This is a genomic window from Chitinophaga sp. 01L420 (genome assembly GCF_056399985.1).
On sequence record NZ_JBFTSK010000018.1, the window covers coordinates 1 to 16,627 of the forward strand.

Sequence of the window (16,627 nt, forward strand, 5' to 3'; positions counted from 1 at the left end):
CACTAGTTCATTTACCACCCAATCACCCGCTGTAATTTGTTTTAACTGCTGCCCCTGGGTATTATAGAGATACAAATGCTGGTATCCGCTACGTTCACTGAACCAGATAAACTGATCTGGCTTGCCAGGTACAAAAGTAAGTGGATGCCTAGGATGTACATATTTGGCGTCTGTTTCTTCAAACAGTGTTTTCACCAGTTCGCCGGTAACTGCGCTGTATTGATTTAGCCACAGATGGTTCTGTTCCCGGTTCAGTAATCCTATATAAACGGATTGCTGGTCAGGCGACCAGGTAACACAGGTCAGGTAATGATCTGCGGGTTCACCTGTTTTCAGGAAAATAGTCTTTTGGGTAGATGGCTGATAAATGCCCAGGGTCACTTCGTGCGACTTACCGCCCGCCATAGGGTATTTAATGTTATTGGCATGTGCAGGCGTAACAGACCAGTCAATGATCGGATAATCATTCACCATGCGCTGATCCATGCGGTAAAATGCCAGCAGATCGCCTTTCGGAGAAAAGAAAATGCCTTTATCGATGCCGAATTCTTCCCGGTGAACGCTTTTACCGTTCACGATATTTTCATCTGCATCGTTGGTCACCGCCTGAACTGCATTGTTAGCAGTGCGAATAAAAAGATTATTTTTTACGGTCCAGGCAATCTGACCGCTTTGTGTATTGACCGTGATATTTTCAGCAGCAGCCGGCAATTCACACCAGTGACTGAATTGCATCACGCCGTTTTGCAGGATACCTTTGAACAGGTCGTTGCCAATGCTAAACCATGCGCTGCTGGCGGAAATCCAATGCAATGGAGGTAATCCGCGTAAGGGTTTGGCCGAGAATAATTGCTGATTAAGATCCGTCAACCTCAGCAAAGTATCTGCTTTAATACTATTGCCTGCGGGTGTACTCTTTACCCAGGCAAAGCTACCATTTGCTGCTACTACGCTGGTGTAGGCGTTTTGCTCCGGAATCCATTCAAATTGTCTTAATCTTTCAGGCGCCAGTTGCTGGCGAAGTCCATTGGTTGCTTCGGCCATCGTATACTGACGTTGCTGGGCCTGTATATACAGCCCACTCATCATCGATCCTGTCAAAAGCAATAGGAAAGCTTTCTTCATCTCTCTTTTTGGGAAGCTAAATTAAGGAATAGCGATTAGCTTTTAGCCATTAGCTTTTAGCTTTTAGCAAAATGCAGCGGAGATGAACATTTATATGTTCTCCGCTGCATTTTGCTAAAAGCTAAAAGCTAATGGCTAAAAGCTACCGGGCTAATGTTCCTTCTTACCCATTCTTTTTCTTCGGGCAACAGGTAATCGGCTCTTTTTTCTGTAATCCAGGAAAAAGTTTTTTTGATATCTGATTTAACGGTACGGAACTTAAAAAGGAATTCCATGCCGAGCATGAGGTCTGTGAACCCATTCTTCACCGTTTCTATGGTCATCCGGGCACTGCTGCGCCTTTTGGATAACAGCTCCGTAATGCGGGCAGTAACGGCTTGAATGGCATTTTCATCCGCATATTTATAAATGGCTTCCATTGCCTCAAATTTCAATTGTCCCCGCAGGAGGTAACGCATGTAAAACATCGCTTCCTTTTCTTTCTCAATATCCGCCATGGCAGCAAAAGCGAGACTTTTAACATCCTGACGGTGATATTCCAGTAAGCGGCGCAAGGAAGGAACACTTTTTTGGGTACCTACTTTATGCAGTAATAAAGTGATATAGTAGATATCGTATTCATTCATGGTCCGCTTTAACAGCGACAGCGCCCAGTCTTCCACTGCCGGATTATTAGTACCCCTGAGGGCAAGCAGAGCGGAACGGCGGATATTATTATTAACAGATAAAGTATTGTTGAATAAGGGCTCCAGATTAATATATCCCGGAATAGTAAGCCCACGTTCGAGGTCCTGTTGAATAGCGGTGATCATATCAGCATCCTGCTCTACTTTGAGGCGATCCAGCAAAAAGCGGATCACTTCGGAATCGTTGGTGTTTCTGGAGAGCTGGGTGATGATAAAAAAGGCGGCGCGGCGTTTATCTTTGTCGGGCTCCTGATCAATATATTGGTACAGCAGGGGAATATAAGCGTGATTAGCGAGTTGTTCCGCTTCGCGAAGTGCCTGCCAGCTGGTTGTCTGGCCATTATGCAATTGTTCCGAGCGGTCGCATATCCGAGCTACGAGGTTRGTAAGGTAGTCAATCATCAGTAGTTATTTTGATCTGCTACCCCTGCATTTTCAATTATCATACCAACCTGAACAACGATCCGAAAAGTACGAACGGCCGGCTTCAACAATTAACAGTTTTATGTTACATTTGCCCCTGTATTTTCGGACAGGTATAGAACGTAAAGCATGCACATATTACTCAAGAACGTAAAGATTATAGCGCCTTCCTCACCCTTGCACGGGCAGCAAAAAGACATTTCCATTCAAAACGGCATCATTCAACAGGTAGCTGATAACCTCGAAGATGCCCGAGCAACGGTCATTTCAGGTAGCAACCTGCATGTTTCCGCCGGATGGATGGATGTTTTCGCACACTTCTGCGACCCCGGTCAGGAACATAAGGAAGATCTGCAAAGCGGCATAAAAGCAGCAGCCACCGGTGGTTATACTACCGTGATGATTGTGCCTAATACCCAGCCCGCACTGCATACCAAACCGCAAATCGAATACGTGCTGAGCAGATCGCGCCATTCGGCCGCTACTGTTCTGCCAATTGGCGCAGCTACCAAAAACCTGGAAGGCACCGGTCTTGCAGAAATGTATGAAATGCAGCAGGCAGGAGCCGTAGCCTTCTCTGATGGCCTCAAACCATTACAGTCGCCCGGATTAATGCTGAAAGCTCTCCAGTACATCAAAGCTTTCGACGGCACCCTCATACAGTTACCGGATGACCAGAGCATTTCTTCACATGGACTCATGAACGAAGGCATCTATTCCACCCAGCTCGGAATGCCCGGCAAACCCGCCCTGGCAGAGGAACTGATTATACAACGTGATATTGAACTCGCTAAATATACCGACTCCCGCATTCACTTTACCGGCATCAGCACCCGCAAATCAGTGGAACTGATTGCTGCGGCTAAAGCAGACGGCATAAAAGTAACCTGCTCCGTTACGCCTTACCACCTGTCGCTGACGGATGCCCACCTGGTTAATTACGATACCCACCTGAAGGTAAACCCACCGCTGCGTACCGCAGATGATGTAAAAGCCCTCCAGGAAGCCGTATTACACGGCACCATCGACTGTATTGCCACCCATCACCTGCCGCAGGACTGGGATGCCAAACAGGTGGAATTTGAATATGCCAGAAATGGAATGATCGGCCTGGAAAGCACCTTTGGTGTGATCAGACAATACCTGCCCCAGTTACCACTGGAACAGCTCATTAATATGCTGACTACCCACCCCCGTAAAATATTCGGTCTGCCTCAGCCTGTGCTGCAGGAAGGCGCTACGGCCAATCTTACTATATTTGATCCGGAAACCAGCTGGCAGTTTACTACCGCCCACATTGCTTCCCGGTCCAAAAATTCAGCGTATATTGGCGAACAACTGAAGGGTAAAGTACATGCCACTGTGAATGGTCCCGTTTTTCATATAAATAATTAACCTGGTATGCAGCAAAAATCTAACCCTGGCCTGAAATGGGGCCTGGTCGGCGGTATTATCTTAGTATTTTTAAATGTACTGACCTATATTGCCGGTCCCACTATATTATTTTCCTGGTGGAACAGCGTTATACAGCTGGCTGTCTTTATCGTGATTGCAGTACTGGCTGGAAAAGAAAGAAAGAAACAACTGGGTGGATATATCAGTTTTAAAGAAGCACTGCAACCAGTGTTTACTGCTTTTATCATTGGTACCGCCATCATTACTGTTTATCAGTATATCCTGTATAAATACATAGATCCGCACCTGGTAGATGCCTTAAAGCAAAACCTGCTGGAATCTACAGAAAAGTGGATGCATAAGTTCAAAGCACCACAGGAGGAGATAGATAAACAATTAGACGAACTGGCTAAAACAGACTTTAATGTAGGCCTTGCAAAATCGTTCATGGATTTCCTGAAAGGAATTATATTCTATTTTGCGGTGGCAGCCATTATTTCACTGATCATACGTAAGAAACCGGCCGAAGGGCAACACTTATAATACTATTCTATTAAGATGAACATATCCATAATCGTTCCTTTAAAAAACGAAGAAGAATCGTTACCTGAACTCGCCGCATGGATTGAAAGAGTGATGGATGCTCATCATTATACCTACGAGGTATGGATGATAGATGATGGTAGCACTGATGACTCCTGGGGTGTCATTCAGCAACTGGCTGCGCAAAACCCATATATAAAAGGCATCAAATTCCAGCGCAACTACGGTAAATCAGCCGCATTAAACGAAGGTTTCAGTGCAGCCCAGGGAGATGTAGTCATCACCATGGACGCTGACCTGCAGGATAGTCCGGATGAAATACCTGAATTATACCGCATGATTATGGAAGATGGTTATGACCTGGTGAGCGGCTGGAAAAAGAAACGTTACGACAATGCCTTTACTAAAAACCTCCCTTCTAAGTTATATAACTTTACCACTACCCGTATGAGCGGCGTAAAGCTGCACGATATGAACTGTGGCCTGAAGTCCTATCGCAAAAAAGTGATCAAGTCAATAGAAGTATACGGTGAAATGCACCGCTATATTCCTGTTATCGCCAAATGGAACGGGTTCCGTAAAATCGGCGAAAAAGTAGTGGAACACCGTGCCCGTAAATACGGCGTTACCAAATTCGGGCTGGAACGTTTTATCAACGGCTTCCTGGATCTGGCCACCATTATGTTTATCGGCAAATTCGGCAAACGCCCGATGCACCTGTTCGGCGCCCTGGGCTCTCTGTCGTTTTTTGTGGGTTTTGTGATTGCTCTTTACATGGCCATTGCCAAAATATTTTTTGATAAAGTGAATATGACAGACAGACCTCTCTTTTACCTGGGGCTGCTGTGCATGATTATTGGTTCCCAATTGTTCCTCACCGGTTTTATCGGTGAACTGGTAACCCGCAATGCTACCGAGCGTAATTCTTATCTCGTGGAAGAACGCATGGACCACACCAGTAATGTTACGGATGACGATTTACAGCTGTCGAATCTTCATGATCGCCGGCTTTAATCCTGTAATTCACTATTCGTAATTTGTAACTATGGCTAACAAAAAGAAAATACTTATTTTAGGTACAGCCTATCCTTTCCGGGGTGGGCTGGCTGCTTATAACGAGCGACTGGCAGAAGAATTACAGCAAACAGATGACGTGGAAATATGGACGTTTACCATCCAGTATCCCAAGTTGTTTTTTCCTGGTAAAAGCCAGTTCTCTACTGATCCTGCCCCCAAACATCTTAAGATCAGACGCCTGATCAATTCCGTCAATCCACTGAACTGGTTAATTGTGGGTCGTAAGATCCGGAAAATGAACCCGGATATTATCATCACCAAATACTGGTTGCCTATCATGGGGCCCGCACTGGGATCGCTTCTGCGACTGGGAAAACGCAGGCATACCAAAGTAATTGCTGTACTTGATAACGTAGTCCCACATGAAAAACGCCCCGGCGATGTAGCTTTTACTAAATATTTCCTGAAGCCGGTAGACGCTTTTGTGGCAATGAGCCAGTCTGTACTTAACGATCTCCGGGTGTTTGAGCCTTCAAAAAAAGCATCACTCATCCCCCATCCTATTTACGATAACTACGGCGCACTCATCACCAAAGAAGCAGCCCGGGCACAACTGAAACTTCAGCCAGGCAAGCGCTATATCCTGTTTTTTGGTTTCATCCGTCAATATAAAGGGCTGGACCTCCTATTGGAAGCCATGGCAGATGAACGCATGAAAAAACTGGATATACACGCTATTGTAGCCGGCGAGTATTATGAAGATGCCGCTCCTTACCTGGAACTGCTGAATAAATTACAACTGGGCGACCGGGTGCTCATGCACACCGATTTCATTCCCAACGAAGCTGTTAAAAATTATTTCTGCGCCGCCGACCTGGTGGTACAACCTTATAAAAGTGCTACCCAGAGCGGTATTTCACAGATCGCTTATCACTTCGAGAAACCAATGGTAGTAACCAATGTAGGCGGATTGGTAGAAATGGTGCCGGATGGCGTAGTGGGATTCCAGGCAGAACCCAACCCCGCTTCTATTGCTGCCGCTATTGAAAAATATTTCCTGGAAAACAGGGAAGCCGATATGGTAGCAGCACTCCGTATAGAGAAACTACAATATTCCTGGAGCCGTTTGGCGAAAGAAATTCATACATTGGCAAGCATTTAGCTATCAGTGGCTGGCTTTTTGATAAATACTGCCAACTAACAGCTAATCTAATATCTAACAGCTAAAAGCTAACAGCTCGCATGATCTACAGAAGCAAAGCACCTTTACGTATAGGCCTTGCCGGTGGTGGCACAGATGTAAGTCCGTACTCGGATTTATATGGTGGCGCCATTCTCAATGCTACCATCTCTTTATATGCCCGTGCATCTATAGAGCCCTCCACTGACGGCAAAATTATTTTTGAATGTGCCGACAGAAGAGAAAGTGCTTCCTATGATGCCGTATATCCTTTACCGTTAGATGGTAAACTGGATATCCTGAAAGGCGTGATCAACCGGGTACAAAAAGATTATGGTTTATTACCGTCTACCGGTTTTAAACTCACCACTTTTGTAGACGCTCCTGCAGGCTCTGGTCTCGGTACTTCTTCTACCCTGGTGGTGGCCGTACTCGGCGCTTTTGCCGAATGGCTGAAGCTACCACTCGGAGAATATGACATGGCACACCTGGCCTATTCTATTGAGCGGGAAGACCTCCAACAGGCCGGTGGTAAACAGGATCAGTATGCAGCTACTTTTGGAGGCGTAAACTTCATGGAGTTTTACAAAGGCGATAAAGTAATTGTAAATCCACTCCGTATCAAAGAGATCAATCTCCATGAGCTGGAAAACAACCTGGTATTGTTTTACACTTCTACCAGCCGCCTGTCTTCTACCATCATCTCCGAACAACAAAAAAATGTAACCGATAAAAAAGATGCTTCCATTGAAGCCATGCACCAGCTGAAAGAACAGGCGGTGATGATGAAGGAAGCCCTGTTACGGGGTACTATCGACAAAATCGGTGAAATCCTGAACTACGGTTTTGAAAATAAAAAGAAGATGGCCCAGGGCATTACCAACCCTCAACTGGATGAAATATACGATGCAGCCCGCAAAGCCGGCGCCAGCGGAGGTAAAATTTCAGGTGCCGGTGGTGGTGGTTTCATGATCTTCTATTGCCCTAAAAACACCCGCTTCGCCGTGGTAGACGCATTAAGTGGTTTTGGTGGTGATGTAAAACGCTATACCTTTACTAATCACGGCATTCAAACGTGGAGTATTTAAGGTTACACCAAATCAAAAAATCTACTGATGAAACAACATATTATCAATAAGCTCCGGGAAAGTATCACTGTAAAAGAAGCCATTTGCCAGGATGAGCCACTATTGAACACCATAAAACTGGTAGCAGATACCATTACGCATAGTCTGCAAACAGATCATAAAATCCTTTTCTGTGGTAACGGCGGCAGCGCTGCCGATGCACAACACCTGGCAGCTGAATTTTCTGGTCGCTTTTATAAAGACCGTATGCCACTGTATGCAGAAGCGTTACACTGTAACTCTTCCTATATGACCGCAGTAGGTAACGACTACGGCTACGACCAGGTATATGCCCGTATCCTGAAAGGGATAGGCCGCCCCGGTGATGTACTGGTAGCCATTTCTACTTCTGGCAACTCCGGGAATATTCTGGAAGCCATCAAAGTAGCAAAGGAACAGGGTATGATTGTAGTGAGCATGACAGGTAGCACCGGTGGCAAAATGAAAGCCGGAAGCGACTATCTGATCAACATCCCTTCCAATGATACGCCGCGTATACAGGAAGCACATATTACCGTAGGACATATCATTTGCGAAATAGTAGAAAATAACCTGTTTGGATAATGACCAGTGAATGTATTGTACTCGCCGGAGGCTTAGGAACACGCCTGCGCAGTGTAGTGGCCGATAAGCCAAAATGCATGGCCCCTTTGGGAGAACATCCTTTTTTATATTACCTGTTACAATACCTTCACAAACAAGGCATTACCCATGCGGTGTTGTCGCTGGGTTATTTATCTGAACAGGTGATCGGCTGGTGCAACAGTATGGATTTACCATTACGTGTATCCTTTACCGTAGAACAGGAACCACTGGGAACCGGTGGTGGCATTCTTCACGCCCTGCCTGCTTTAGAAGGCAAAGAAGTGTTTATCGTAAACGGAGATACTTATTTTGATGTAAACCTGTCCGCATTTCATCAGTTTCATGCGGCACATCAAAGTCACCTGTCATTGGCACTGAAACCCATGCAACAATTTGACCGCTACGGCAGCATCGAACTGGATGCCCGGGAGCGAATCAGCGCTTTTCATGAAAAGCGGTTCTGCGCCGCCGGATTGATCAATGGCGGTATTTATCTCACCACCACTGACTTTTTAAACAGCTTGTCTTTGCCGGAAAAATTTTCTTTTGAGAAGGAAGTCCTGGAGCCTGGCGCCGCTGCCGGCAACTTATACGGCTTTATCAGTGATACTTATTTTATAGATATCGGTATTCCGGAAGATTATGAAGCAGCAAAAAAAGTATTGGTATCATGACGTTATTTCTCGACAGAGATGGGGTAGTAAATGATGAAATCCGTGATGGATATGTACTTCGTCCGGATATGTTTCATTTCAGTGAAGGAGTATTAGCCGCCATGCCATTACTGGCCAAACATTTTGATCGCATTGTGATGGTTACCAACCAACGCTGTATTGGCCGTGGCCTGCTTACTGTAGAAGGTTTACAGGAGATCCACACACAAATGCTGCAACAAATTGAGTTACAAGGTGGCCGTATCGATAGGATCTATTTTTGTCCGGATCTGGATAACAGTAGTCCTTGCCGAAAACCGGCTACAGGAATGGGTTTGCAGGCAAAAATAGATTTTCCGGACATTGATTTTACAAATGCGGTGATGGTAGGAAATACGTTAAGCGATATGCAGTTCGGAAAAAACCTGGGCATGCAAACCGTATTTATTCCTTCTACCCGTCCGGAAGTACCTTTCCCTCATCCATTGATTGACCAGCGGTGTCAAAACCTGTTGGAGTTTGCACAGTCCATACAATAATTCCCGTCCCGAACCGTATAATAGATATGGCAAAAAAATCAATACTGTCACTACTACTGCTACTCGCCTGTTTACTGACCTATGCGCAGCAACCGGATGCTGCGGGCTTAAAACAGCTGAAACATGACCAGGATACCCTGCAGGTACTCAGTATGGATATATTCGGTGGTAAGGGCGATGATGGCAGGGAAAGGGCTAAAGATGCCTTTATTCCGATGCTGGTGCGGGCACTGAAAACAAAATACTCCTTCCGTTTTCCTTTTGACTCACTGAAAACGATTTCTATCCAATATCCGCAAGACAGTACCTTCCGCATATTCACCTGGGCACTGGAACGTGAAAATGGCTTCTACCGGCACTTTGGCGCTATACAAATGAATACAGCAGATGGACAGCTCAAGCTGTTTCCCCTGTTTGATGCCTCAGACTATATCACCAATACAGATACCATTGCAGATAATAAATCCTGGTATGGTTGCCTGTATTATGCAGTCATACACCGCCATTATTTCAACCAGGAATTTTATACACTCTTTGGCTGGGATGCCAATAACCCACGTAGCCAGAAGAAAATAGTAGAAATGCTCACCTTCAAAAATGGTACGCCCGTATTTGGTGGTCCGTTCTTTAGTTTTGCGGAAGACAGCACGCCCAAGCCTACACGTAACCGCTTTATCATAGAGTATAAAAAAGAGAGTACTGCTACCCTTAATTATAACAAGGAACTGGATATGATCGTATACGACCATCTTATCTCAGAAACCAATGAGCCGGCCAAAAAATTCACCTATATATCCGATATGGACTACGAGGGCTTCAAATGGCAGGCGGGTAAATGGATGCACGTAAATAAGATTTTTCACGACGCCATTCCTATGGGAAAAGGTGCTCCTACCCCACAGCCCCTGGATCAGAAGAAAAAGATTATGACCCAGCCGAAATCGGCAGAAGATTACCAGGAGGCGCCCAAAAAACCAGTGCAAAAGAAAAAGCAATAGCCATTAACAGCTGATTACAATCCTTTTTTATGAATACCCATTCATTCCCATATCCATAAGGATGAAGAAATATCTATTTGATAACCAAATATTTAAACCAAAAACATACACCCGCTTTCCATGACCCGGGTAAAAAATCAGCCACTTTTTTACCCATCTCCCAAAAAAAGTTTAACATTTTTTTTAAAAGAACGATCATTCGATTATATTTGCACTATAAAAGAGCGAACATTCATTTATTAACTACCTACTAATGCAACTCAATCACTTAAACCTCACTGTAAAAGATGTGCCTGCAACACGCACTTTTTTTGAAACGTACTTCGATTTTCGCTGTACAGACCCTAAACTCAATGATAGCTTATCCGTTTTAACAGGTCCCGATAACTTCCTGCTTGTATTGATGAACCAACGCTTCAACGATAAGGAAAACCATACCTATCCGGATGCTTTCCATATCGGCTTTTACCTGGAAGATAAAGATGCTGTAAACGATATGTATCAACGCCTGAAAGATGGCGGTATCGTATTGGACCAGGCGCCACAGCCTATGCGTAAAACATTCGGCTTCTACCTGCGCTTCGATACTATCATGATTGAAATTACCACACCTGTCAACGATTAAAACATTTGTATGCAATCCGAAATCAAAAAAAAGCTACCTATCGGCTGGTACCTCAAAGAAGCGGACAGCCTGATTACACAATATATGAATGCCGCCTTCGAAACCTTTGGCATCAGCAGGTTTCACTGGCAGGCAATGAAGAATATTGATACCCACACAAAGATCTCCAAAGCACTGTATTACCACCAGGTGAGCAGGTTCCTTTCTGAAACTGAACTGGAAGAAATGCTTCAATCCCTCGTATCCCGCGGCTGGGTGCAGCAGGACCAGGACATGTATTCCTTTACATCAATCGGAAAAACAAAATTTGATGAGATAGCAGCCAACCAACAGGGAAATCATGAAAAAATACTCACCGGCACCACAACGGAAGAATATCTTTCTACGATCAATTTCCTGGAAACAATTATTAAAAATATGGGAGGCAAAATTTAATATACAATGGTGGTCCGAAGATAATATCATCTTCAGACCACCATTATTTATTTAAAGTCCGTCATTCCAGTTAGGATTCTGGGTAAGATGCTTGTTCAATGTGCGCTCCTGGATAGGCACGGGATACAGGTAATCCCGGTTTTCGTTAAAGCCTTTGGCAATATTCCGGTTCACCATCATAGCGCCGCCGGATGTACCATTTTCAAGGTCTATTTCAGTACCCAGTTTCAGGTAAGCGGGTCCTTTGGGGCCTGAAGGCTTAGTACCTTCGTAAATCACCACATCCACTTTTCCATCATTATCCAGGTCATACTGCCCAAGACCCGGAAAATACATTCCTTTGAAAGGACGGGTAAGCATACTCCCCTCTTTCCATCTGCAGATATCACTCCAGCGGAAATTTTCAATGACCAGCTCTATCCGGCGCTCACGGCGGATTTCCAGTAGCACACCACTAATGGCTTTATTGCTGTACCGTGCAGCCTCATACGGATCAGGATTCCCATTTGCAGCGGCCACATTCAGGTTGGGCATACCCACCCGGTCACGCAACAATTTAATAGACTGATCTATATCACCTTGTGTAAGCTGTCCCAGTTCAGCCTTTGCTTCCGCATAGTTCAGCAATACTTCTGCATAACGGAATACCGGCATATCGTTATCATTCTTTACATAAGAATCCTGCGTTTCATCAGTTACATATTTAATGAGCTGATAACCTGTTACTGCCGCCCCAAAATCTGGCACCAATTTATTGGTATTTCCAATACGCGTATAGCCTGGCGTGCGGATCGTTTGGGCCAGCCGTGGATCACGATCCTGGCATTCTGCATAAAACTGTATTTTATTATAGTCCGGTTTATCTGTAAAACGGCTGCCATCTTTCATCAGGTAACTATTCACAAAACTCTTTTCCAGTCCGGGTTGACCATAAGAAGCAGTAATCGTATAGTAGTTAGCGTTATGATATAATTGTAAACCTGCGCTGTATTTTCTGCTCAATATAATTTCGTCTGTATTTGCCGCTTTCGTAGCAAAAAGGTCGCGGTAAGCATTGGCTGCCGTGCTGGTGTAAATACGGTATTGTCCGCCGGCCATCAGCTGTGCTGCAGCATCTGCAGCTGCCTGCAAAAATTTATTCTCATCCGGTAAATTGAAATTAGCTTCTTTGTGATATTTCCGGAAAGTACCTTCATAAAGACAAATACGTGCTTTCAGCGCGAGTGCCGTCCATTTCGTCACCAGCTCATTACTTTTCAGCGCATCCAGGGAAACAATGGCAGAATCAATATCTGCTATCACAGAATCCATCACCAGTTTACGGGGATCTCTGGCTTTTTGCAGCAATGCCTGATCATTTACATCCATCGGTGTATTATACCAGGGTACGTCTCCAAATTTTTTGACCATTTCAAAATAAAACCAGGCCCGGAAAAATTTAGCAGCACCAACGTATTTCCTTGTAGTGGCATAAGGCAATACTTTATTGTAGTTGATCAGAAAATAATTGATCTTCCGCAATTCCGTCCAGGTCCAGCCACCGCCGGTAACAGGTACCTGCCGTTTACCAGTGAGGAATTCCGATACACTGGACTTCACCACGTTATCCATATCCTCATTATAAATCGTTTCCGCATCCGGTACCATGGTATACATGGAGTTGATATATAGTTTGAGGTCCTTCTCTGTTTTGAAGAAATTCTCAGGAGAAATTTTCGCCAGCGGGTCTCTGTCCATAAATTTATTACAGGAGCTAAACCCCATTACCAGCAGGCATATAACAAGTAGATTAATTTTTTTCATCGTCTTTTCTTTTACAGGTTAAAAAGTGATATCCAGTCCTGCTGCAAATGTTTTACTAAAAGGATAAACGCGGCCGTTAGCATCTGTTCTTACCAGGTTAGGATCACTGGAAAGCTGCTCCGGATCCAGGTATTTGCTTTGCAGCTTGCTGATCGTGAGCAGGTTTTCACCGCTGAAATAAATCCGGCAACGGGTCAGTTTAATCCGCTTCATCAGTGATTCCGGGAGAGAATAACCTACAATCAGGCTTTTCAAACGGATGTAAGCCAGGTCCTGCAGGTATTTATCATTATTTTCTTTCAGTGAACCGTTATCATTCAGGGCAATGTATCCTCTCAACCGCGGGAAGTAGGCATTCGGATTTTCAGGACTCCATAACTTATCCGCAAAATCTGTTGGAATAAAAGACATATAAGGACGTGAGAAAGGACCCCAGAATTTATCCGCATTGTTACCCGGATACCAGTTCTGACGGCCTACGCCCTGGAAAAAGAAGCTAAAATCTATTCCGTTCCAGTCTGCTCCTCCCCTGATACCAAACGTATACCTGGGCAAAGAATTACCAATAACTTTTAAATCACCGTGATCTGCCAGGGTATTCTTTCCTTTGTTGATGGTATTATCTCCATTCAGATCTACGAACTTCAGGTCACCGGCGCGGAGCTTCCCCCATTCACCCGGCGCTGAAAAAATGTTGTTGCCCACTTGTGTCTGATCTACTTTCCAGTCCGCCGCTTCTTTATCTGACTGGAAATAGCCTGCAATACTGTAACCCCAGATATCGCCCAACTGCTGGCCCGCGTAGTAATCACTTAAAATGCTGTTAGGGTTATCAAACCGGGTAATCGAAGCCTTAAAATCACCTACGTTGAAACCAATATTATAATTAAACGGCTTACCCGCTACCTGCAAGGCACTACGCCAGTCCACGTTTACTTCCCACCCTTGGGAACGAAGATCTGCTGCGTTCTGTTTAGGCTCTCCTGCACCAAAAACGGCGGGTAAGGTCATGCCTTTGGTGAGCATGTCTTTAGTATTACGTACATACCAGTCGAAAGTAACATTCAACCTGCTGCGCAAAAAACTCATGTCCGCTCCGAAATTGGTAGAGTTCACCTTTTCCCAGGTAAGGTCCGGAGAAATCGGAGTTGGCAGGGTTACATACTGTGTACGCTTGCCTTCCGTGATATAATCTATCGTTCCCATACCCATAATAGGGATATAAGGATAGTAGTTATTGCGCACATCCTGGTTACCTAATGCACCATAAGAAACACGCCACTTAATATCGTTGACCACATTCCTTACCGGCTTAAAAAATGCTTCCTCACTCATGCGCCAGCCGGCTGAAACAGAAGGGAAAAAGCCGAAACGTTTACTGGAGGGAAAACGGGAAGAACCATCGTAACGCCCATTAAATTCCACCAGGTACTTATCAGCGTAACTATAGGCGGCACGTCCAAAGGTACCCAGCAGGGCCAGTTCCTGGTTATTACTGTTTACGGTAGCATCACCGGTACCCAGCGCTACTTCATTCAGATCTTCTGACAGCAGGTCTTTCCTTCCGGAATACAGCATTTTATATCGTTGCAACTCCTGGTTAATACCCGCTGTGAGATTGATCGCATGTTTACCGAAATGTTTGCTGTAGTTACCATACAGATTGGCTACATGCACGAGGCGACTGTCGTCCTGCTGCCATAACTCATCATTATTAACATAGCTGATGATACCAGGGAAAATAGACCATGGAGACGCTGTTTGCCGGTGGTAGCTGTTGCCATTCGCTACGGTCAGCGTATAATTTGCATTGATATTAAAGTCCGGCGTGATTTTGAAGATAGCCCCTACCGTGTTCACCAGTTCTGTTTGTTTCATCGCCCCCTTGCTTTTACCATGGAGCAGGTCCGCATAAATACCATCACCAATGGTATAGTTGTTTAGCTCTGTTCTATAAGTGGCAGTGCCATCAGGATTTACAGGTACATATGACGGTAACGCATGTACGCTTACAGATACAAAATTACCATTCACGGTACTGCCCGGATACGTATAGTCGTAGGCGTTAAATTGCGTATTGCTGGTTAATGTCAGCCAGGGCTTCACCTGTGCTTCAATTTTAGCCCGGAAATTATAGGAATTATAAATGTCCTGTTGAATACGCATCATACCTTTCTTCTGATATACCCGGCCGGATACCATATAATTTACCTTCTCTGTGCCACCACTTATATTCAGGCTATGCTCCAGGGAAGGCATCTGGTCGCGGAACATGGTATGCCACCAGTCGGTATTACCATAGTATACGTACATATCTTTCCCTTTACGGTTCTGTATTACTACAGAAGGCAGGGTGGGATCTGTTTTTCTTTTCAGCAATTCTGCATAGTCTTCGTCTGTATAACCAGTATAGGTTTTTCCCAGTGAAATTTTAAATGCCTGATCATTCAGCATGGCGGCATCATAACCACTGGTCACAAAATCGGTACGACTGGTATTACCAGCCCAGGCATAGTTGGTGCCGTAACTGATCTGCATTTTACCGGACTTCCCTTTTTTAGTGGTCAGTAATATCACACCAAAAGCGCCACGGGCACCATATATAGCAGCCGACGAGGCATCTTTCAAAACGGTTACAGATTCAATATCCCTTGGATTTACAGTATTGATATCTCCCGGAATACCATCTATCAGTACCAATGGCGCTCCACCAGAGATAGAAGTAAAACCGCGGATATTCAAGGTGGCATTGCCCCCCGGACGACCGTCACCAAAGTTTACATTCAGATTAGGAATGGCGCCCTGCAATGCCTGTCCTACATTGGCTACGGGTCTGCTTTCAATTACACTGGCATCTATCTGGCTGACGGCCCCGGTGAGGTTGACTTTCTTTTGGGTACCATATCCTACCACCACCACATCGTTAATTTTGGCGCTACTGCTTTGCAACGATATTGTAAGAAATGCATCATTGGCGATCACCACTTCTTTTGTAGTATATCCCACATAAGAAACAACCAGTATATCACCTGCCTTCACGGTCGCCAGCGTAAATCCACCGGCTCCATTGGTGACCATTCCTCTTTTTGTGCCTTTCAGGAAAACGGTAACACCTGGCAACGGCTCCCTGGTCGCGCCATCTATTACTTTTCCTTTGAGTCCAAATTCCTGTTCATCTTTAGGATATATCACCAACAAGTCATTTACCGCACGGTAAGACAATGTGGTAGGTGCCAGCAAAGAGTCCAGCAGGTCATCTGCGAAACGCCCGACGGCCTCCAGGGAATCCATACGGTAGTTATCTGCCTCTTTAGCATCATAAACCAGTCGTAAACGTGTTTGACGGGCTATCTGCTTTAAAATGGTATTCAGATTGGTGCCGGTTACTTTCAGGGAGACGTTCTTTTTTAAACTCTGCCCCTCCAGGCTTTTAGCCCATAAAGACAAACTTGCTACGGCAAAACAGGCTGTCAGCAGACTTAGGCGCATAAGA

General features: G+C 44.9%; 15 protein-coding genes. 11 read left to right on the forward strand and 4 right to left on the reverse strand.

The window, feature by feature from the left end; translation table 11 throughout:
- Both AC1DP6_RS18185 and AC1DP6_RS18190 read right to left on the reverse strand, forming a co-directional pair.
- On the reverse strand, positions 1-1,125 hold a 1,125-nt coding region (locus AC1DP6_RS18185), incomplete at its 3' end, for a DPP IV N-terminal domain-containing protein (RefSeq protein ID WP_477056106.1).
- Positions 1,126-1,253: 128 nt separating this feature from the next.
- Positions 1,254-2,213: a hypothetical protein gene (locus AC1DP6_RS18190; protein WP_477056107.1), complete on the reverse strand. Its 960-nt coding sequence runs from the start codon at positions 2,211-2,213 to the stop codon at positions 1,254-1,256.
- Between the two features lie 150 nt (positions 2,214-2,363).
- Here AC1DP6_RS18190 and AC1DP6_RS18195 point away from each other — a divergent pair, with 150 nt between their 5' ends.
- The 11 genes from AC1DP6_RS18195 (at position 2,364) to AC1DP6_RS18245 (ending at position 11,331) form a co-directional block, all read left to right on the forward strand.
- Positions 2,364-3,629 carry a dihydroorotase gene (locus tag AC1DP6_RS18195; RefSeq protein WP_477056108.1) on the forward strand — a complete coding sequence of 422 codons (1,266 nt, stop codon included), beginning with the start codon at positions 2,364-2,366 and terminating at the stop codon, positions 3,627-3,629.
- Between the two features lie 6 nt (positions 3,630-3,635).
- Entirely contained in the window at positions 3,636-4,172 is a 537-nt protein-coding gene (locus AC1DP6_RS18200) for a DUF4199 domain-containing protein (protein ID WP_477056109.1), read from the forward strand.
- Positions 4,173-4,187: 15 nt separating this feature from the next.
- Entirely contained in the window at positions 4,188-5,186 is a 999-nt protein-coding gene (locus AC1DP6_RS18205) for a glycosyltransferase family 2 protein (protein ID WP_477056110.1), read from the forward strand.
- Between the two features lie 31 nt (positions 5,187-5,217).
- A complete protein-coding gene (locus tag AC1DP6_RS18210; RefSeq protein WP_477056111.1) occupies positions 5,218-6,351 on the forward strand; it encodes a glycosyltransferase in 1,134 nt (377 codons plus the stop codon).
- 80 nt (positions 6,352-6,431) lie between these two features.
- Positions 6,432-7,457, forward strand: a complete 1,026-nt coding sequence (locus tag AC1DP6_RS18215) for a GHMP family kinase ATP-binding protein (RefSeq protein WP_441573998.1) — start codon at positions 6,432-6,434, stop codon at positions 7,455-7,457.
- Positions 7,458-7,484: 27 nt separating this feature from the next.
- On the forward strand, positions 7,485-8,060 hold the full coding sequence (locus tag AC1DP6_RS18220) for a D-sedoheptulose-7-phosphate isomerase (RefSeq protein ID WP_477056112.1): 576 nt from the start codon (positions 7,485-7,487) through the stop codon (positions 8,058-8,060).
- The gene (locus AC1DP6_RS18225; RefSeq protein ID WP_477056113.1) at positions 8,060-8,755 is read left to right on the forward strand and encodes a nucleotidyltransferase family protein; all 696 of its coding nucleotides are present in this window, start codon (positions 8,060-8,062) and stop codon (positions 8,753-8,755) included. Before AC1DP6_RS18220 ends, AC1DP6_RS18225 begins: the two co-directional genes overlap by 1 nt.
- Positions 8,752-9,273, forward strand: coding sequence for a D-glycero-alpha-D-manno-heptose-1,7-bisphosphate 7-phosphatase (locus AC1DP6_RS18230; protein WP_477056114.1), 522 nt, complete (start codon positions 8,752-8,754; stop codon positions 9,271-9,273). The genes AC1DP6_RS18225 and AC1DP6_RS18230 overlap by 4 nt, the downstream gene beginning before the upstream one ends.
- Before the next feature lie 26 nt (positions 9,274-9,299).
- Positions 9,300-10,271, forward strand: coding sequence for a hypothetical protein (locus tag AC1DP6_RS18235; RefSeq protein WP_477056115.1), 972 nt, complete (start codon positions 9,300-9,302; stop codon positions 10,269-10,271).
- Between the two features lie 253 nt (positions 10,272-10,524).
- Positions 10,525-10,896 (forward strand): VOC family protein, encoded by a 372-nt coding sequence (locus AC1DP6_RS18240; protein WP_441574004.1) that lies wholly within the window; start codon positions 10,525-10,527, stop codon positions 10,894-10,896.
- Between the two features lie 9 nt (positions 10,897-10,905).
- Positions 10,906-11,331 (forward strand): hypothetical protein, encoded by a 426-nt coding sequence (locus tag AC1DP6_RS18245; RefSeq protein WP_477056116.1) that lies wholly within the window; start codon positions 10,906-10,908, stop codon positions 11,329-11,331.
- 51 nt (positions 11,332-11,382) lie between these two features.
- Here AC1DP6_RS18245 and AC1DP6_RS18250 read toward each other — a convergent pair whose 3' ends face one another.
- Together AC1DP6_RS18250 and AC1DP6_RS18255 are read right to left on the reverse strand one after the other, a co-directional pair.
- Positions 11,383-13,134, reverse strand: a complete 1,752-nt coding sequence (locus AC1DP6_RS18250; protein ID WP_477056117.1) for a RagB/SusD family nutrient uptake outer membrane protein — start codon at positions 13,132-13,134, stop codon at positions 11,383-11,385.
- Between the two features lie 18 nt (positions 13,135-13,152).
- Positions 13,153-16,623 carry a SusC/RagA family TonB-linked outer membrane protein gene (locus AC1DP6_RS18255; RefSeq protein WP_477056118.1) on the reverse strand — a complete coding sequence of 1,157 codons (3,471 nt, stop codon included), beginning with the start codon at positions 16,621-16,623 and terminating at the stop codon, positions 13,153-13,155.
- Positions 16,624-16,627: the final 4 nt, after the last annotated feature.